This is a genomic window from Nocardiopsis listeri NBRC 13360 (assembly GCF_001570765.1).
GTDB classification, from domain to species: Bacteria; Actinomycetota; Actinomycetes; order Streptosporangiales; family Streptosporangiaceae; genus Nocardiopsis; species Nocardiopsis listeri.
On record NZ_BCSH01000032.1, the window covers coordinates 77,714 to 96,269 of the forward strand.

Consider the following 18,556-nt stretch of genomic DNA (forward strand, 5'->3'; position numbering starts at 1 on the left):
GGGGTTGACTTCCTCCTTTGTTAACGCCAACAATGTTGGCCAGGTCACAGCAGCCCCCTCATGGCCTCGTCCCTCACGTGGCGCAAGGGGTTCATTCAGTGAGCACAGCCGAGAAGGGACCTCTCCTTGGCCACGGATGTTAACGCCAACAATTCGGGTTCCGCCGGATCTCCCCCCGACCCCGTGGTGGTCGGTATCGACTTCGGAACCCTCTCCGGACGCGCCGTCGTGGTCCGGGTCCGCGACGGCGCGGAACTCGGCACCGCCGAACGCGCCTACCCCCACGGGGTCATCTCCGACCATCTGCCCGGCCACGGGGAGCCCCTCGAACCGGAGACCGCCCTGCAACACCCCGAGGACTACCGAAGGGTCCTGAGCGAAGCCGTTCCCGCCGCCCTGCACGCGGCCGGGATCACCCCCGATCGGGTCATCGGCGTCGGTGTCGACTTCACCTCCTGCACGGTCCTGCCCACCACCGCCGACGGGACCCCCCTGTGCGAGGTCCCCGACCTCGCCGGGCGCCCCCACGCCTGGCCCAAGCTGTGGCGCCACCACTCGGCTCAACCCGAGGCCGACGAGATCAACGCCTTGGCCGCCGAACGCGGCGAACCCTGGCTGGGCCGCTACGGCGGGCGGATCTCCTCCGAATGGCAGTTCGCCAAGGCCCTTCAGGTACTGCGCGACGACCCCGAGGTCTACCGGCGCGCCGACCGCTGGATCGAGGGGGCCGACTGGATCGTGTGGCGGCTGTGCGGACACGAGAACCGCAACGTGGCCACCGCCGGGTACAAGGGGATCCACCAGGACGGCGCCTGGCCCACCAAGGACTTCCTGTCCGCGTTGGATCCCCGCTTCGCCGACTTCGTCACCGAAAAGCTCGACCACCCGCTGTCCCAACTGGGCGAACGGGCCGGTGGCCTCACCGCCGAGGCCGCCGCCTGGACCGGCCTGCTCGAGGACACCCCCGTGGCCGTCGGCAACATCGACGCCCACGTCACCGCCGCCGCCGCGCAGACCACGGCGCCCGGTCGGATGCTCGCCATCATGGGCACCAGCACCTGCCACGTGATGAACTCCGAGGTCCTGGCCGAGGTACCGGGGATGTGCGGCATGGCCCTGGGCGGCATCACCCCGGGCATGTGGGGCTACGAGGCCGGACAGAGCGGCGTGGGCGACATCTTCGGTTGGTTCGTCGACACCCACGTGCCCCCGGCCTACCACCAGGAGGCCGCCGAACGCGGGGTGTCCGTCCACGACCTGTTGTCGGCCAAGGCGGCCGACGCCCCGGTGGGCGCGCACGGTCTGGTGGCCCTGGACTGGCACAGCGGCAACCGGTCGGTACTGGTCGACCACTCCCTGACCGGCGTGCTCGTGGGCATGACACTGGCCACCCGCCCCGAGGAGGTCTACCGGGCCCTGGTGGAGGCCACCGCCTTCGGCACCCGCACCATCATCGAGGCCTTCACCACCGCGGGGGTGCCGGTCCACGACCTCACCATCGGCGGCGGCATGGTCCGCAACCCCTTCGTCCTCCAGGTCTACGCCGACGTGCTGAACCGGCCCCTGCGGGTGGTGGACACCGAGCACAGCTGCGCCGTGGGGGCGGCCATCCACGCCGCCGTCGCCGCCGGGGCCCACCCCGACGTCCACGCCGCCTCCGCCGCCATGGGCCGGGTCCGCCCCGACACCGTCGACCCCGACCCACGCCGGGCTGCGGCCTACGACGCCCTGTTCAAGGTCTACACCGAACTGCACGACCACTTCGGGCGCGGCGGCACCGACAGCCTGCACCGTTTGCGGGCCCTGCGACAGGACGCGCTCACCACCGACGACGCCACCCAGGGGACGCGATGACCTCCACCGACGACCTCCAAGACCTGCTGACGCGCCACCGCGCCGATGTGGAACGCGTGCGTGAGCACGTGTGCGAACTGCACGCCGAACTGACCCGGTGGGACCTGGTCACCTGGACCAGCGGCAACATCTCGGCCCGGGTGCCCCACACCGACCTGATGGTGATCAAACCCAGCGGCGTGTCCTACGACGACCTCACCCCCCAGGACATGGTCGTGTGCGACCTGCACGGCGCCTTGCTCGAGGGCCGTCACAAACCCTCCAGCGACACCGACGCCCACGCCCACGTCTACCGGGCCCGCCCCGACGTCGGCGGGGTCGTGCACACCCACAGCCCCTACGCCACGGCCTGGGCCGCCCGCGGGGAGCCCGTCCCCTGCGCCATCACCGCGATGGCCGACGAGTTCGGCGGCGACATCCCGGTGGGCCCCTTCGCACGCATCGGTGACGACTCCATCGGACGCGGCATCGTCCACACCCTGGAGGGTCACCGGTCCCCGGCCGTCCTCATGCGCGGCCACGGGGTCTTCACCATCGGCACCACCGCCAAGGCCGCGGTCAAGGCCGCCGTGATGTGCGAGGACGTGGCCCGCACCGTCCACATCGCCCGCCAGGGCGGACCCGTCGAACGCCTGCCCCAAGAGGACGTCGACGCCCTCTACCACCGCTACCAGAACGCCTACGGACAGTGAGGAAGCGACGTGCCCCTACCCACGCCCCCCGCGAGCGACAACCCCGCGGTGCGCGCCCACCGGCCCCGCATCGGTCTGCTCGGCATCATGCAGCCGCTCTACGACGACATGATCCCGGGGATCACCGAGCACCAGGCCGCCTACGCCGGCCGGGTCGCCGAGCGTCTGTCCGACGTCGCCGAGTGGACGGTCGCTCCGCCGGTCCGTGGTCGTGAGGACGCCGAACGCGCCCTGCGTTCCTTCGAGGCCGAGGGGCTCGACGGGGTCCTGGTCGTCATGCTCACCTATGGCCCCTCGCTGCGCGTCACCCGGGCCCTGTCCGGGTTGCGGCTGCCGGTCGCCCTGGCCAACATCCAGCCCGACCCCGCCGTCAGCGCCGCCTGGGACATGGACGACATGACCTACAACCAGGGCATCCACGGGGCCCAGGACACCGCCAACGCGATGGTGCGGGCCGGGGTCGACTTCGACGTCATCACCGGTGAGTGGCAGAGCCCGGACTTCGCGGAGCGGGTGGACCGCTGGGCTCGGGCGGCCCACACCGTCAGCGCGCTGCGCCGGTTGCGGGTGGGCGTGTTCGGCTACCCCATGAACGGCATGGGCGACGCCCGAGTGGACGAGTCCGCGCTGTTGCGCAAGCTCGGACCGGAGGTGCACGTGATCGCGCCCGGCGCACTGCACCGCACCATGGCCGATCTGCCCGAACAGGCGGTACGCGACCTCCTCTCCTGGGAGGATGGGGCGTTCGACGTGGACACCCGGTTGTCCGAGGAGGAGCGCGAGGACCACGTCCGTATGCAGTTGGGCATCGAACGACTCCTGGAGGAATCGGAATGCGGCGCCTACTCCACCCACTTCGACGCCATCGGTGAGGACGGGCGTTTCGCCCGGCTGCCCATGGCCGCCGCGTCCACGCTGATGGCTCAGGGGTACGGCTTCGCCGGAGAGGGGGACGTCCTGGCGGCCTCGGTCGTCTACGCCGGGCACCGTCTCGCCGGGGACGGTCACTTCACCGAGATGTACGCGATGGACTTTCCCAGCGACTCCATCCTGATGAGCCACATGGGCGAGGGCAACTGGCGAATGGCCCGCGAGGACGAACCGGTACGGCTGATCAAACGCCCGCTGGGCATCGGAGGCCTGGACGACCCGCCCACCCTGGTGTTCCGCTACCGCCCGGGGCCGGCGACGCTGGCGTCCCTGGTCTCCCTGGGCGGGGAACGGTTCCGTCTGGTCGTGGCCGAGGGCGAGGTCCTGGACTCCCCCGAACTGCCCGCCCTGGAGATGCCCTACGGGCAGTTCCGTCCCGCCTCGGGTGTGCGGGGCTGCATGGACGCCTGGCTGCGCGCCGGTGGCACCCACCACATGGTCATGAACTCCGGTCACATCGCCCAGGACTGGCGTGTCCTGTGCGAGCTGGCCGGTATCGAATACGTCCCGGTCTGAACGACCGGCTCCACCCCCCGAGTACGGAAGAAGGCCCCCGATGCCCCGACCATCACTCTTGTCCGTCACCGCCGCCCTCTCCGGCGCCGCACTGCTACTGACCGCCTGCAACGGTGTAGGCGACGCCGCCCGCCCCGACGGTGAGAACGGCGTCATCGGCATCGCCATGCCCACCCAATCCTCCGAACGCTGGATCGACGACGGTGACAACATGGTCGCCGAGTTCGAGGACCGCGGCTACGGAACCGACCTGCAGTACGCCGAGGACATCGTCGAGGACCAGGTCGCCCAGATCGAGAACATGATCACCCGAGGCGTGGACGCCCTGGTCATCGCCTCCATCGACGGTGAGGCCCTGGGCGACGTCCTCGACATGGCCGCCGACGGCGACATCCCGGTGATCGCCTACGACCGGCTCATCATGGGCAGCGAGCACGTCGACTACTACGCCACCTTCGACAACTTCGAGGTCGGCGTCCTCCAGGGGCAGTACATCGTCGACAACCTGGACCTGGAGAACGAGGACGGCCCGTTCAACATCGAGCTGTTCGGCGGCGCCCCCGACGACAACAACGCCTACTTCTTCAACGACGGCGCGATGTCGGTCCTGCAACCCCACATCGACGACGGCACGTTGGAGGTCCTGAGCGGCCAGACCTCCATGGAGCAGATCGCCACCACCCGCTGGGACGGCTCCATCGCCCAGTCCCGCATGGACAACCTGCTCAGCGCCAACTACTCCGACGAGGAGGTGCACGCGGTCCTGTCGCCCTTCGACGGCATCAGCCTGGGGGTGATCGAGTCCCTGCGCGCTGTGGGCTACGGCACCGAGGAGCAACCGCTTCCCGTCATCACGGGCCAGGACGCCGACCTGTCGTCGGTGCGCTCCATCGTCGCCGGTGAGCAGACCCAGACGGTCTTCAAGGACACTCGCGCCCTGGCCTCCCAGACCGTGGACATGACCGAGGCCCTGCTCAACGACGAGGAGGTGCCGGTCAACGACACCGAGTCCTACGACAACGGGGTCCAGGTCGTTCCGTCCTTCCTGCTGGAACCGGTCTCGGTGGACCTGGACAACTACCACGAGGTCCTGGTCGAGAGCGGCTACTACGAGGAGTCCGAGCTCCAATGAGCACCGCGCACACCATTCCCGACGCCCCGGGGCCCCTGCTGCGGATGAGCGACATCCGCAAGGAGTTCCCCGGGGTGCGGGCCCTGGACGGGGTCTCCCTGGAGGTGTCCCCCGGCAGCGTCCACGCGCTGATGGGCGAGAACGGGGCCGGCAAGTCCACGTTGATGAAGGTACTCAGCGGGGTCCATCCGGCCGGGTCCTACACCGGGTCGGTGGAGATCGACGGTGAGCCGCGGGCGTTCTCCGACGTGGTCGCCGCCGAACGCGCCGGAATCGCCATCATCCATCAGGAACTGGCGCTGATCCCCCAGCTCTCCATCAGCGAGAACGTCCTGCTGGGCCACGAGGTGACCCGGTTCGGTGTCATCGACTGGGGCGCCACCCACGCCCGCGCCCGTGAACTGCTGCTGCGCGTGGGCCTGGACGAGAACCCCGCCCTGCCCGTCTCCGCGCTGAGCATCGGCGCTCAACAGTTGGTGGAGATCGCCAAGGCCCTGGCCAAACGGGTGCGGTTGCTGGTACTGGACGAGCCGACCTCCGCGCTCAACGAGGCCGAGAGCGACCGTCTCCTGGAGCTGCTGTCGGACCTGCGCGAGCAGGGTGTGGCCTGCGTGCTGATCTCGCACAAGCTCGGCGAGGTGATGCGAGTCAGCGACGAGGTCACCATCCTGCGCGATGGCCGCACCGTGGAGACCCTCACGGTGGAACGCGACACCGAGGGGCGGCCCTCCGTCGACGAGGACCGTGTCATCCGTGGCATGGTCGGCCGCGACCTGGACCAGCGCTACCCACCGGGCGAGGCCACCGTAGGCCCGGTCCGCTTCGAGGTGCGCGACTGGACCGTGGATCATCCCACCCAGGCCGGACGGCGCATCGTGGACGGGGCGGATCTCGACATCGGGGCCGGTGAGGTCGTGGGACTGGCCGGCCTGATGGGCGCCGGGCGCACCGAGTTCGCCATGAACCTGTTCGGACGCTCCTATGGCCGTTACGTCCGAGGTTCCCTGCTGCGAGACGGCGAGGAACTGCGCATGGGCGACGTCGCCGACGCGATCGCCGCCGGGGTCGCCTACGTGCCCGAGGACCGCAAGTCCCTGGGCCTGGTCCTGGACGACGACATCCGGCACAACACCACCATGTCCGCGCTCGGGCGGATCTCCCGCCGGGGAGTCATCGACCCGGGCCTGGAGACGGTGGAGGCCCAACGGATGAGCGAACGCATGCGGGTGCGCAGCCGCGGGGTCGACCAGACGGTGCGCACCCTCAGCGGCGGCAACCAGCAAAAGGTCGTGCTGGGCAAGTGGATGTTCACGCGACCGGAGCTGCTGATCCTCGACGAGCCCACCCGAGGCATCGACGTCGGGGCCAAGTACGAGATCTACCTGATCGTGCGCCGCCTGGCGGCGGAGGGGGCCTGCGTGCTGCTCATCTCCTCGGAGCTGCCGGAGCTCCTCGGCATGTGCGATCGCGTCTACGCCATGTGCGAGGGGCGTATCACCGGCGAGGTGCCCGGGGCCGACGCCGACCAGGAGACCCTGATGAGACTCATGACCCGAACCGGGGAAACGAAGTGAACCGACCGACCTCCTCGCTCCCCCGTCTGCGGGAGATGCTACGGGGACGCACCCGCCAGTACGGGATGGCCATCGCCCTGGTGGCCATCATCATCCTGTTCCAAATCCTCACCGGTGGGCTCCTGCTCACCCCGCTCAACGTCACCAACCTGATCATGCAGAACTCCTACATCCTGATCCTGGCGATCGGGATGATGTTGGTGATCATCACCGGGCACATCGACCTATCGGTCGGCTCGGTGGTGGCCTTCACCGGGGCGATGGCCGCGATCATGCTCAACTCGTGGGGTCTGCCGACCGTCGTGGTGGTACCGGCCGCGCTGCTGCTCGGCGCGCTCATCGGTGCCTGGCAAGGCTTTTGGATCGCCTACGTCGGTGTTCCGGCGTTCATCGTCACCCTGGCCGGGATGCTGGTGTTCCGCGGCGCCACGCTCGCGGTGCTGGGCGGAGAGTCCATCGCCCCGTTGCCGCAGTCGCTGCGGGTGATCGCCAGTGGTTTCCTGCCCGGACGAAGTGATGGACCACACCTTCCCACCCTCCTCCTCGGATTGGCCGGGGCCGCCGTGATCGTGTGGATCCAGTGGCGCTCGCGGGCCCGTTCCCGCGCCCGTGAACTGCCGGTCGCACCGGTCGCGGTCACCGCCACCGGGTCGGTGCTGGTGGTCGCCGCCATCATGGCGTTCACCTACGTGGTGGCCGAGCACAACGGCCTTCCGCTGGTGGGCGTGCTACTGATCGCGCTCATCGTGGGCTACGCGTTCGTGATGCGCTCCACCACCATGGGTCGGCGCGTGTACGCCGTGGGTGGCAGTGAGCGTGCCGCCGCGCTCTCCGGGATCCGCACCAAACAGACCACGTTCTGGGTGTTCGTGAACATGGGGGTGCTCTCGGCGCTGGCCGGGCTGGTCTTCACCGGGCGTCTGAACGCCGCGACCCCCGGCGCGGGCACCATGTTCGAACTGGACGCCATCGCGGCGGCCTTCATCGGCGGCGCCTCCGCGGCCGGTGGTGTGGGCAGCGTCGTCGGTGCGGTGATCGGTGCCCTGGTCATGGGCGTGCTCAACAACGGGATGTCACTGATCGGTCTGGGCGTGGACTGGCAGCAGCTCATCAAGGGCCTGGTGTTGTTGCTGGCCGTGGCCTTCGACATCTACAACAAGCGCCGCGTCGGTGGTTCGGCTCCGATCATGCCGGCGCTGCGCTCACGCCGCAGACCCCCACGGGACCCATGACATGTCGGGGTTCGTGAGGAAGTGACGTGATCAGAGCGCTCCCGGCCGAGGCCGTGATCCGGGGGCGTTGCGGACGCTGATCGACGTGGAACCCGACCTCGAGGTGGTCGCGGACGTGTGCACGGGAAGCGACGTGCTGCCCGCCGCGCTCCAACTCCGTCCCGATGTCGCCCTACCGGACCTGCCGGTGCCGGGGAGCGACGGGAGCGACGCGGCCGCGCGGCTCCTGGCCGACCACCCGGTCGTCTGCCCCTGATCCTCATCCGACCCGTCCACCCCGAGGTCCTGCGCCGAGCCCTGTCGGCCGGGGCCTCGGGGTTCATGTCTGCGGGTGGCGGGCGCCCCCGGTACCGACCGCTCACCATGCCGGGGTGGGAGGCGTTGTTCATCGGCGGTCCGGTCCTCGTGATGGGCGGTGTTCACAGAGCCACCGGAACCCCGGGCAGAATGTCCAGACCTGACACTCTCGATCCCGAAAGAATCCGAGTAGGACCTCTTTGATCTCCAGCGACACGGCCTCCCGCCCCGCCCCCCGGATGTTCACGGGCGGGCCGGTCGACCCTTCGTCTCCTGGCCGCCGGCGCGGTCATCGCCCTGACCACCGGTTGCGGCGCCACCATGCCCTCGACCGCCCCCGCTCCCCCGGTCACCGGACCCGCCGCCGACGGTGAACCCACCGAGGCGGACGTCAACGCCTGGCTCGACGGGCTCGTGCCCGCCGCACTGGAGACGTCCGGCATCGCGGGGGCCACTGTGAGCGTGGTCCACGACGGCGAGATCCTCACCAGCCGGGGTTACGGCAACTCCGACACCGGGGTGGGCTACGAGTACGGCGAGACGGCGGCCGGCGACATCGTCACCACACCGGTCGACCCCGACCTGGACCTCTTCCGCGCGGGATCGGTCACCAAACTCTTCACCGCCACCGCGGTGATGCGGCTGGTCGAGGCCGGTGACTCGACCTGGACACCGACGTCGCCGAGTACGTCGACTTCACCCTGAACACCTCCTTCGACGAGCCCGTCACCCTGCGCCACCTGCTCACGCACACGGCCGGGTACGAGGAGGCCATCGCGGACCTGATCCTGCCCGAGGGGACCGAACCGGACCTGCGCGCCGCCGTCACCGACGCTCCTCCCGAACAGGTCTACGAGCCCGGTACCGTCCCCGCCTACTCCGACTACGGGTACGCCCTGGCCGGATACGTGGTCGAACGGGCCGGCGGTGTGTCCTACGAGGAGTACGTCGACGAGAACGTGCTCGCTCCACTGGGAATGGATTCCTCCACCACCAGGCAACCGATCCCCGACGAGCCGCCGTCATCGCTCTCCCACGGCTACGCGACCGACGACGGCAGACCCCAGGACTTCGAGATCGTGGCGGGTGCGCCCGCCGGCTCGCTGTCCACCACTGCCACCGACATGGCCCGTTTCATGCTCGCCCACCTGGACGCGGGCGGCGAGGACGGGCCCTCCGTGCTGTCACCGCGGACCCTCGACCTCATGCACGCCCCGGCCCTGGACGAGGACGCGTTGGGAGGCCTGGCCGAGGGTCCCCGGATGACGCTGGGCTTCTTCGAGGAGGATCGAAACGGGCATCGGATCATCGGCCATGGTGGGGACACCTCCTTCTTCCACACCCACATGCAGATCTACCCGGAGGACGACACCGGGATCTTCATCGGTCTCAACAGCGGCGGGCACGAGAAGACCTCCACTCTGCGACTGCGTGAGGCCGTCATGTTCGGCTTCGCCGACCGTTACTTCCCCGAGCAGGAGCAGGAGGAGCCTCTACCGGCCGGCGGTGAGGTCTCCGAGGGGCCGGAGAGGCGCGCCCACGCGGTGGCGGGTTCCTACGTCACCTCGCGGTCGATGCACAGCACCTTCATGAAGGCCCTGGACGTGTTCCAGGAGACCCGGGTGACGGTCCGCCCGGACCTGACCCTCCTCGTCTCACCCGGCCCCGAGACCGGACGGCCCACCGCCTATGAGGAGATCGACCCCTGGGTGTGGCGCGAGATCGGGGGGCAGCGTCTCCTGACCGCACGGGTGGAGGACGGCCGCGTCGAGGCCCTCGGCCACGGTTCGGCGTTCAGTCTGCTGCCGGTCGAACCGGAACGGTCCGCGGCGGTCGCCCTGCCGGTGTTGGTCCCCTCCATCGGTGTTCTGGCCCTGGTCGTCCTGTCCTGGCCGATCGGTGCCCTGACACGGTGGCGTCTGTCCCCGCCCGGGCGGGACCGGTCCGGGCGCCCGGCGCGTGTGCTCACCCGGATCGCGGTCGTGGCGACGGTGGTCTCCTGCGCCGGTTGGGTCCTGGCCGTCATGACGATCATGGACCTGGGGGAGGTGTCCCCTCTGCTGCTGAGAGCCGTTCAGGGCGCCCAGGCGGTGGGCGTGATCGGTCTCGTCCCCGCTGCGGTGGTGGTCTTGCACGACGTGCGCCGTCGGACCGGATGGCTCCGGTGCGCGGGCGGCGTACCGGTCCTGGCCGCGCTGGCGGGCTGTGCCTGGTTCGCCGTGTCCTTCAACCTGCTCGTCCCCGACATCTCCTACTGAGTCCGCCACCTTGAAGTGCTGTCCACGGGAGCCTCTCCCGTGGACAGCACTTTCTCAGAGACAACCCTGTCTCAGGGACAGCGCTTTCTCAGGGACAGCGCTTTCTCAGGCCGTGGGCAGGCGCCACGCGGTGATGCCGCGCGGCGCGAGGACCCGGCTCCCCTCAGCGGACGTGGTGACCCCCGTCAATGGGGTGCCCAGCAGGCCGCGGAGCTCGACGGGTTCGTCGGTGCGGTTGGTCAGGAAGCGGTACTCGGCGCCATCGTCGGCGCGCACGGTCAGCTCCACCCGGCCGCGCAACTCCTCGGGGAGTTCGCCGTCGATCCCGGCCTCGGCCAACAGTCGGCCGAGCAGGGCGACTCGGTGGGCCTCGTCCAAACGGGTCGAGACGTAGGCGGCGCCACCGCCGCCGGGCAACGCGCGCCGGGTCAGCGCCGCTCCCCCGGCCGAGGGACCGTCGGCGTAACGGGCCAGCACCTCGGTCTCGGCCGAGGTGACCGTGATCCGGTCCGACCACACCGTTCCCGAGGAACCGTCGTCCAGACCCACGCTCACACCCTCGGGCAGGGGCGCGAACTCCTCGATCCGAAGACCCAGCAGATCGCGCAACGGTCCCGGATAGCCGCCCAGGTGGACGTGGTCGTTCTCGTCGACGATCCCGGAGAAGTAGGTGGTGACCAGGTGCCCGCCGCCCTCGACGTAGCCGGTCAGGCGGCGCGCGGTCGCCTCGGGCAGGACGTGCAGCAAGGGCGCGACGACCAGGTCGTAGGTCTCCCAGTCGGCGTCGGTGGGCAGCACGTCCACGCGCACCCCCGCGTCGAGAAAGGCGGTGTACCAGTCCAGGGCCTCGCGGTGCACGTCCAACAGCGAGCTGGGCAGCGAGTCGCGACTCACCGCCCACCTGGACTCCCAGTCGAAGACGATGGCGGCCCGGGCGGGCAGACGACGCGAGCCGGCGACCTCGGCCAGGTCCTCGGCCAACACCCGCCCCAGTTCGGTCACCTCCCGAAAGACGCGGCTCTGGGCACCGGTGTGCGGCACCATCGCCGAGTGGTACTTCTCCGCACCGGCCGCCGACTGTCGCCACTGGAAGAAGCACACGGCGTCGGCGCCGTGCGCCACGTGCAGCAGGGAGTCGCGTGCCATCTCACCGGGGTTCTTGGGCGGGTTGACCGAGCGCCAGTTGACCGCGCTGGTGGAGTGCTCCATCAAGTACCAGGGGCGCCCACGCGCCAGGCCCCCGGTGAGGTTGGCGCAGAAGGAGAGTTCGTCGGCACCGCCGGGTTCGGGACGCACGTAGTGGTCGTTGGAGACGAAGTCGACCTCGTGCGCCCAGTCGGCGTAGTTCATCTCCGAGACGTGTCCCATGACCATGAAGTTGGTGGTGATGGGGATCTCGGGAGTGAGACGACGCAGGATAGCGCTTTCCGCCCGCAGGTGGTCTCGCAGCGCGTCGGAGGAGAAGCGCGCGAAGTCGAGCTGTTGGGTGGGGTTGACGTGCGAGGCGGCCAGCCGGGGCGGTAGGACCTGGCCCCAGTCGGTGTAGCGCTGGGACCAGAAGTCGGTGGCCCAGGCGTGGTTGAGCCCGTCGAGCGTCGTGTAACGCTCCCGCAGCCAGGCACGGAAGGCGGTCGCGGCGTCCTCGGAGTAGTCGTGGACGTTGTGGCAGCCCAGTTCGTTGGACACGTGCCAGGCGGCCAGGGCGGGGTGACGACCGTAGCGTTCGGCCAGGGCGGTGGTCACCTCCAGCGCGTGGCGGCGGAACACCGGCGACGTGGGACGCCAATGCTGGCGGGCACCGGGCCAGACGGTCTCACCGGTGCGGGTGACCGGCAGGATCTCGGGGTGCGCTGTGGTCAGCCAGGCGGGCGGCGATGCGGTGGCGGTGGCCAGGTCCACGGCGACGCCGTTCTCGTGCAGCCGGTCCATGATCTCGTCCAGCCAGCCGAAGTCCCAGGTGTGGGGGTCCGGCCGCAGCCGCGACCAGGAGAACACCCCGAGGGTGACGATGTTGACCCCGGCGCGGCGCATCAGGCGCAGGTCCTCCTCCCACACCCGGCGGGGCCATTGCTCGGGGTTGTAGTCGGCGCCGTAGCCGAAGCGGGGGCGGGCGGGTCGGTCGGGCCAACGCGGCCAGTCACGCGAACCGGCGTCGGTCATGGTGTTTCCCTTCAAAGGACATGGGTGTGGTGGAGCGGGCGGAGCCGCCCCGAGGGGGTCGTGCCCCGGTCAGTCACCGGTATCGACGGTGAATCCCTGGTCCTCGCCGTAACGGGCCGATACCTCCTGCCAGTCGGCCAATCCCTCGGCGAGTGTGGTGTCGGAGACGTAGGCCTGGCCCACGGTGTCGTTGAACAGCGAGTTGGCGTGGGCTTGGTAGGGCAGGTAGGCCCATCCCTCCCGCACGTTGGCCGCGGAGTCGGCGTAGACCTGGTTGACCTGCTGGCCACCGAAGTACTCGGACTCGATCGCCAGGAACTCCTCCGATTCCAGGTCGGCGACGGTGGCCGGGAAGGCGCCCTGGTCGATCCTGGTCCGGATCCCATCACCGGCGTTGGCGTACTCGATGAAGGCGTAGGCGAGCGCCTGGTTCTCCGCGCCCATCGGCACCGCCAGGGCGCTGCCGCCGCTCTCGGCACTGGAGGTGTCGCCCTCCTCCCAGGCGGGGGGCGGGGCCACCCGCCAGGATCCGGTCCCGTCGGGGACCCCCGACTCCAGGTTCAGACCCATCCACGCGCCGGTGACCAGGGTGGCGACACTGCCGTCGCCCAGTGCCTGGTACCACTCGTCGCTCCAGGAGGTCACCGGCAGCAGCAGGTCCTCGTCGATGAGCTGCTGCCAGCTGTCGGTGTAGCGGGCGGTGCCCTCATCGGTGAAGTCGATGGTGACCTCCTCGCCCTCCACCGAGTAGGGCTGTCCCCCCGCGTGCCAGATCCCGGTGGTGGTGGTGCCGGCGTCACCGTTGTCGGCGGCGATGCGCACGTCGGGGTCGGCCTCGGTGAGCTCCCGGGCCGCCTCGACGTATTCTTCCCAGGTGGTGGGGATCTCCACGTCGAGTTCATCGAAGACGTCCTGGTTGTAGAACAGGGCGATCGGCCCGGAGTCCATGGGTAGGGCGTGGATGGCGCCTTCCTCGCCCTGGACCGCGTTCCACGGCCCGGGCGTGTAGGACCCCTCCAGTTCCTCGGCCCCCAGTGGAGCCAGGTCGACCAGGTGTCCGGCGATGGTGAACTGGCCCAGCGCGAAGTACTCGATGTGGGCGACGTCGGGCAGCCCAGACCCGGCGGACAGAGCGTTTTGCAGCGCGGTGTACTGCTCGTCGCCGGTACCGACGTTCTCCACGTCGACGGTGACGCCGGGGTGGGCCTCCTCGAAGTCCTCGGCGACCTGTTCCAGGGTGGGTTCCCAGGCCCAGACCGTGATCTCACCACCTTCCTCCAAGGCGGTCGCGACGTCCTCCGCGGTGACGTCCGGGGCGGTGTCGTCACCGGAACCGCAGGCGCTCAGCGCCAGGCACAATGCGCCGACCGCGGCGGCACGGGAGGCTCTGTTGTTCATGGGGGGTCTCCTCGGTCGTGGTGGTGTGTTCAGCCCTTGAGGCTTCCGGCGGTCAGACCGGAACGCCAGTAGCGCTGCAGCATCAGGAAGGCTGCGATCAGCGGCACGATGGTCAACAGTGACCCGGTGATGACCAGGTGGAAGACGGGTTCGCCCCCGATGGTGGCGGCCTGGTCGTTCCAGGCGTCGAGCCCGAGCGTGAGCGGGAACCAATCGGGGTCGCGGATCATGATCAGCGGCAGGAAGTAGTTGTTCCAGGTCGCCACCATGGTGAAGAGCAGGACCGTGGCGGTTCCGGGGGCCAGCAGCGGCAACACCACGGTGAAGAAGGTGCGGATCTCCCCCGAGCCGTCGATACGCGCCGCCTCCATCAGCTCCGTGGGGACCGCCTGAGCCGCGAAGACCCACATCAGGTACAGGCCGAAGGGCGAGATCAGGGAGGGGACGATGACCGCCCAGGGGGTATTGGTCAGGCCCATCTGGCTGAACATCAAGAACGTGGGCACGGCCAGGGCTGTGCCGGGCACCGCGGCCGCGCCCAGGACCACGGCGAAGACGGCACGTCGCCCGGGGAAGTCGAACTTGGCCAGGGCGTAGCCGCCGAGCATCGCCAACAGGGTGGCGCCACCCGCGCCCAGCACCACGTAGAGCACGGTGTTGATCAGCCAACGCACGAACACCCCGTCGTCGTAGGTGAGCGTGGCGGCGATGTTGTCCAACAGCGCGAAGTCGGAGCCGAACCACAACCCGAAGCTGTCCAGCAGCGACTCCTGGCCCTTGGTGGCGTTGATGAGCAACCAGATCAGGGGCACCACGGAGTACAGCAGGGCCAGTCCGGTGACCAGGGTCAAGGCGACGCTGGGGCGCCGGCCGAACGATCCCTGCGGGCCGGGCGCGGAGCGGCTACGGGGCCGGGGTGAGCGGAGCGGGGTGGGGGTGCCCATGGTTCACACGGCCTTTCGCATGCCGAACAGCTGGACCGCGTAGGCGATGACCATGGTCAACAGCCCCATGATGATCGCCACCGCCGCGGCGTAGTTCTGCTGCTGGCCGGAGAAGGCCAACGAGTAGGTGTAGAGGTTGGGCGTGTAGCCGGAGGTGATGGCGTTGGGCGCCAGACTCTGCAGGATGCTGGGTTCGTTGAACAGCTGGAAGCTGCCGATGACGGAGAAGATCGCCGCGATCACCAGGGCCCCGCGCAGAGCGGGGAGCTTGATCGCGGCGATCACCCGCAGCTGGCCGGCCCCGTCGACCTCGGCCGCCTCGTACAGGTTGTGCGGCACCGTGCGCAGCGCCGAGTACAGGATGAGCATGTTGTAGCCGACGAACTGCCAGGTGACGATGTTGCCGATCGAGGCGAGGATGACGCCTGGGGCGAGCGGGTCGGGCAGGGTCACGCCCAGCAGGTCGTTGACGTTGCCGACGAGCCCGAACCGGGTGCCGTACATGAAGCCCCACATGAGGGTGGCCACCACGGCGGGGACCGCGTAGGGCAGGAAGATCGAGATGCGGAAGAAGTCGCGCCCGTAGAGTCGACCGCTGTCCAGGGCCAGGGCCAGGAGCAGCGCCAGGAACAGCATGATCGGCACCTGGACGGCGAGGAAGAGCGTCACCCTGGACACCGAGTCCCAGAACACCGGGTCGGTGAGGGCTCCGCGATAGTTCTCCAGGCCCACGAACGAGGTGCCGCCGACCAGTTGGTCGCGGTACACGCTCAGGTAGAGCGAGTACAGGATCGGTGCCACGAAGACCAACGCGAAGACGGTCATGAACGGGGCGAGGAAGCCCCATCCGGTCCAGCGTCTTCGGGGTCGACTCCGCGCCGGTGGCCTGTCCGGTGCGGGTGCGGTGGGTGTGGTCGTCGGCGTCATGGGGGTCCCTCGTCGTGCACTCCGTGTCGACCACGGCCGGGCCCCGATGCTGGGGGCGGGGGTGGGCACCGAGCGATGTTTACGCAAACATTTCGGTGTCGGGAGTGTTGCACCGGGGTCGCCCGGCGGTCAAGGGGTCGGGCGCGGGAAACCTTCGCGGTTCACACCGAGGGCGGCGCGGTGCTGGCGCGTACGATCAGCTCGGTGGGCACCAGTGAGGCTCCGGGACCGTCCGCCTCCCCGCGCAGCCGTCGCAGTGCCCCGGCCACGAGTCGGCGCCCCACCTCATGGAAGTCCTGCCGGACGGTCGTCAGCGGCGGCAGGAACGACGCCGCCTCCGCGATGTCGTCGAACCCCACCACGCTCACGTCCTCGGGAACCGACCGGCCCTGCTCGTGCATCGCCCGCAGCACACCCAACGCCATCTGGTCGTTGGCCACGAACACCGCCGTGCACTCGGGGTCGGCCGCCAGGTCCAGTCCCGCCCGGTAGCCGCCCTCGGCCGACCAATCACCGTGGATCGGGTCGGGGACCGGGCACCCGCTCTCCCCAAGCCGCTCCCGCCAGGCACGGGCCCGACGTTCGGCGCAGAAGGACTCCCGAGGGCCGGCCAGGTGGTGCACCGTTCGATGCCCCAGGTCGAGCAGGTGCGAGACCGCCGCACGCGTCCCACCCCTCTGGTCGGTGTCGACCATGCCGTACCGATCGCCGGCTTCGGAGTCGGCCACGACCACGTGCAACCCCTGCGGCAACCGGACGTCGGCGGCGTCCAACAGGTGGACCTCCATGATGACGATGACGGCGTCCACCGCCAGCTCGCCCAGCCGGGTGAATGCCCCCAGCACCCCGTCCTGGGTGGGCACGGCCACCGGGATGAGCGTGATCGCGTACCCCTCCTGGGCGGCGGAACCCGCGATCGCCTCCAGCGTGCGCAACGTGCCCGTGGTCGACAGGGTGAACGCGATGACCCCGAGCGTGCGGAACTCACCGCGTTTGAGGGCGCGCGCGGCGCTGTTGGGCCGGTAACCGAGCTCCTCCATGGCGGCCAGCACCCGTTCTCGGGTCCGGGGCACCACGCTGGGGCTGCCGTTGGAGACCCGGGAGACGGTCTGGGAGGAGACCCCGGCCAGCCGGGCCACGTCGGCCATGGAGACCCGGGCTCCGCGACGGCCTGATTCCTCCATGGTCTCCGCGCCCTCGACCATCCCCACGCCTCCGTGCCCATGGCGGCGTCTTCCCCCGCCGCCTCCTCTCGTTCGACGGCGCTCAGTTTAGCCGGCACGGGGCGGAGCACCGGCCCGAACGCATCCACCTGGGGGCCTTAAGGGGCCGGCGGCGGTGCCACGCTAGCGCGTTCGACCAGAGTGGGTGTGATGACGCGACGTGTGGAACCGGTCCGTTCACCGGAGATGCGGGACAGCAACACGTCCAGTGCCTCGGTGGCAACGGTGTCGAAGTCGGGTCGCACCGTGGTCAACGGCGGAATGAAGTAGGCGGCCTCGGGCACGTCGTCGAACCCCACCACGCTGACGTCGCCGGGCACCGAACGGCCACGTTCGTGCATCGCACGCAAGAGCCCCAGGGCCAGGTGGTCGTTGGCGGCGAACACCGCGGTGACCTCCGGCATCCGGGCCAGCATCAGCCCCGCCCGATACCCCGAGGCGGCGCTCCAGTCGGCCTGGCTGACCGGAGGCACCTCCGCACCGACCTCCTCCAGGGTCTGTTGCCAACCGCGCAGGCGCCCGGCGGCGTCGAACCAGTCCGCCGGACCGGACACGTGCCAGACCGTCTCGTGTCCGGCCTCCAGCAGGCACCGTGTGGCCAGCCGCGCACCGGCCTCCTGGTCCACGGTCACCAAGGTGTCGTCACGTTCGAGGTCACCGTCCACCGCCACCACGGGAACGTCGGTGGGCACCTCGGCCAGGGCCTCGTCCGCCGCGCCGGTGGGAACGATCACCACGATCCCGGCGGCCCGTTGCTCGCGGTGGTGTTCGACGGCGGCGGCGATGGAGCCGTGGTCCAGGACCCGCACCCGGCGCACGCTGACCACGAACCCCTGTGCGGCGGCGGCCAACTCGAAGGCGGCCAGCAGCGACGAGGGACCGAAGAGTGTGGAGTTCTGCGCCACCACCCCCAGGAGCTGGGACTTGCCGGTCGCCAGGGTGCGGGCGGCCCGGTTGGGACGGTAACCGAGTTGTTCGATGGCGGCGCGCACCCGCAGCCGGGTCTGTTCACGCACGTTGGGGTGCCCGTTGAGCACCCGGGACACCGTCTGGTGGGAGACGCCCGCGAGCCGCGCGACGTCCGTCATCGCGGGGTCACGGTCGACCCGGACGGACGGGGAAGAGTGGTCCACCCAAAACTCCTTGCCGGGGTTGGTGGGCGCTAACATACTGCACTGCCTTTATCAGGGCAATGGCGCTTGTTAGCGCTCACTCCAAGACAGGAGAAAACCCCGGTCGGGCGGTCACCGACCGGGGTGTACCGACTTCTGGATGAGAGATTCCAGGTGGTGGAGGTGGCTGGTGGGGCGCCCGGGGTCTCTGGCTCTTGGGGGTTGTCGGGCGGGGTGGTGATATCGGCATGTCCACACCTCGAAGTAGCACCTATGGGCGTTACCGGCACCGCCGGCACCAGTACTT

General features: G+C 69.6%; 13 protein-coding genes and 1 pseudogene. 8 read left to right on the forward strand and 6 right to left on the reverse strand.

The window, feature by feature from the left end:
• The first annotated feature begins 183 nt into the window (after window positions 1–183).
• From araB to NLI01S_RS11030, 8 genes and pseudogenes are all read left to right on the forward strand, one after another.
• Window positions 184–1,854, forward strand: a complete 1,671-nt coding sequence (gene araB / locus NLI01S_RS10995; protein WP_067603287.1) for a ribulokinase — start codon at window positions 184–186, stop codon at window positions 1,852–1,854.
• Entirely contained in the window at window positions 1,851–2,546 is a 696-nt protein-coding gene (locus NLI01S_RS11000) for an L-ribulose-5-phosphate 4-epimerase (protein ID WP_067603288.1), read from the forward strand. Before araB ends, NLI01S_RS11000 begins: the two co-directional genes overlap by 4 nt.
• Before the next feature lie 9 nt (window positions 2,547–2,555).
• Complete coding sequence (locus tag NLI01S_RS11005; RefSeq protein WP_067603289.1) at window positions 2,556–3,992, forward strand: L-fucose/L-arabinose isomerase family protein; 1,437 nt, start codon at window positions 2,556–2,558, stop codon at window positions 3,990–3,992.
• 40 nt (window positions 3,993–4,032) lie between these two features.
• Window positions 4,033–5,124, forward strand: coding sequence for a multiple monosaccharide ABC transporter substrate-binding protein (gene chvE / locus NLI01S_RS11010; RefSeq protein ID WP_067603291.1), 1,092 nt, complete (start codon window positions 4,033–4,035; stop codon window positions 5,122–5,124).
• Window positions 5,121–6,698, forward strand: a complete 1,578-nt coding sequence (locus tag NLI01S_RS11015) for a sugar ABC transporter ATP-binding protein (protein ID WP_067603293.1) — start codon at window positions 5,121–5,123, stop codon at window positions 6,696–6,698. Before chvE ends, NLI01S_RS11015 begins: the two co-directional genes overlap by 4 nt.
• A gap of 35 nt (window positions 6,699–6,733) precedes the next feature.
• Window positions 6,734–7,930: a multiple monosaccharide ABC transporter permease gene (mmsB, locus tag NLI01S_RS11020; protein WP_067603334.1), complete on the forward strand. Its 1,197-nt coding sequence runs from the start codon at window positions 6,734–6,736 to the stop codon at window positions 7,928–7,930.
• An 85-nt stretch (window positions 7,931–8,015) separates the two neighbouring features.
• Window positions 8,016–8,186, forward strand: a complete 171-nt coding sequence (locus NLI01S_RS11025) for a hypothetical protein (protein WP_157091009.1) — start codon at window positions 8,016–8,018, stop codon at window positions 8,184–8,186.
• A 362-nt stretch (window positions 8,187–8,548) separates the two neighbouring features.
• Window positions 8,549–10,485: pseudogene (locus NLI01S_RS11030) on the forward strand (serine hydrolase domain-containing protein).
• Between the two features lie 105 nt (window positions 10,486–10,590).
• Here the strand turns inward: NLI01S_RS11030 and NLI01S_RS11035 are convergent.
• The 6 genes from NLI01S_RS11035 to NLI01S_RS11060 all read right to left on the reverse strand — a co-directional run bounded on the left by NLI01S_RS11035 (window position 10,591) and on the right by NLI01S_RS11060 (window position 18,270).
• Window positions 10,591–12,645, reverse strand: coding sequence for a beta-galactosidase (locus tag NLI01S_RS11035; protein ID WP_067603296.1), 2,055 nt, complete (start codon window positions 12,643–12,645; stop codon window positions 10,591–10,593).
• Between the two features lie 69 nt (window positions 12,646–12,714).
• Window positions 12,715–14,043: an ABC transporter substrate-binding protein gene (locus tag NLI01S_RS11040; RefSeq protein ID WP_067603298.1), complete on the reverse strand. Its 1,329-nt coding sequence runs from the start codon at window positions 14,041–14,043 to the stop codon at window positions 12,715–12,717.
• Between the two features lie 29 nt (window positions 14,044–14,072).
• Entirely contained in the window at window positions 14,073–14,987 is a 915-nt protein-coding gene (locus NLI01S_RS11045) for a carbohydrate ABC transporter permease (RefSeq protein ID WP_067603300.1), read from the reverse strand.
• 3 nt (window positions 14,988–14,990) lie between these two features.
• A complete protein-coding gene (locus NLI01S_RS11050) occupies window positions 14,991–15,914 on the reverse strand; it encodes a carbohydrate ABC transporter permease (protein ID WP_067603302.1) in 924 nt (307 codons plus the stop codon).
• A gap of 161 nt (window positions 15,915–16,075) precedes the next feature.
• A complete protein-coding gene (locus NLI01S_RS11055) occupies window positions 16,076–17,119 on the reverse strand; it encodes a LacI family DNA-binding transcriptional regulator (protein WP_067603304.1) in 1,044 nt (347 codons plus the stop codon).
• Between the two features lie 116 nt (window positions 17,120–17,235).
• Window positions 17,236–18,270, reverse strand: a complete 1,035-nt coding sequence (locus NLI01S_RS11060) for a LacI family DNA-binding transcriptional regulator (RefSeq protein WP_223809194.1) — start codon at window positions 18,268–18,270, stop codon at window positions 17,236–17,238.
• Between the last annotated feature and the right edge of the window lie 286 nt (window positions 18,271–18,556).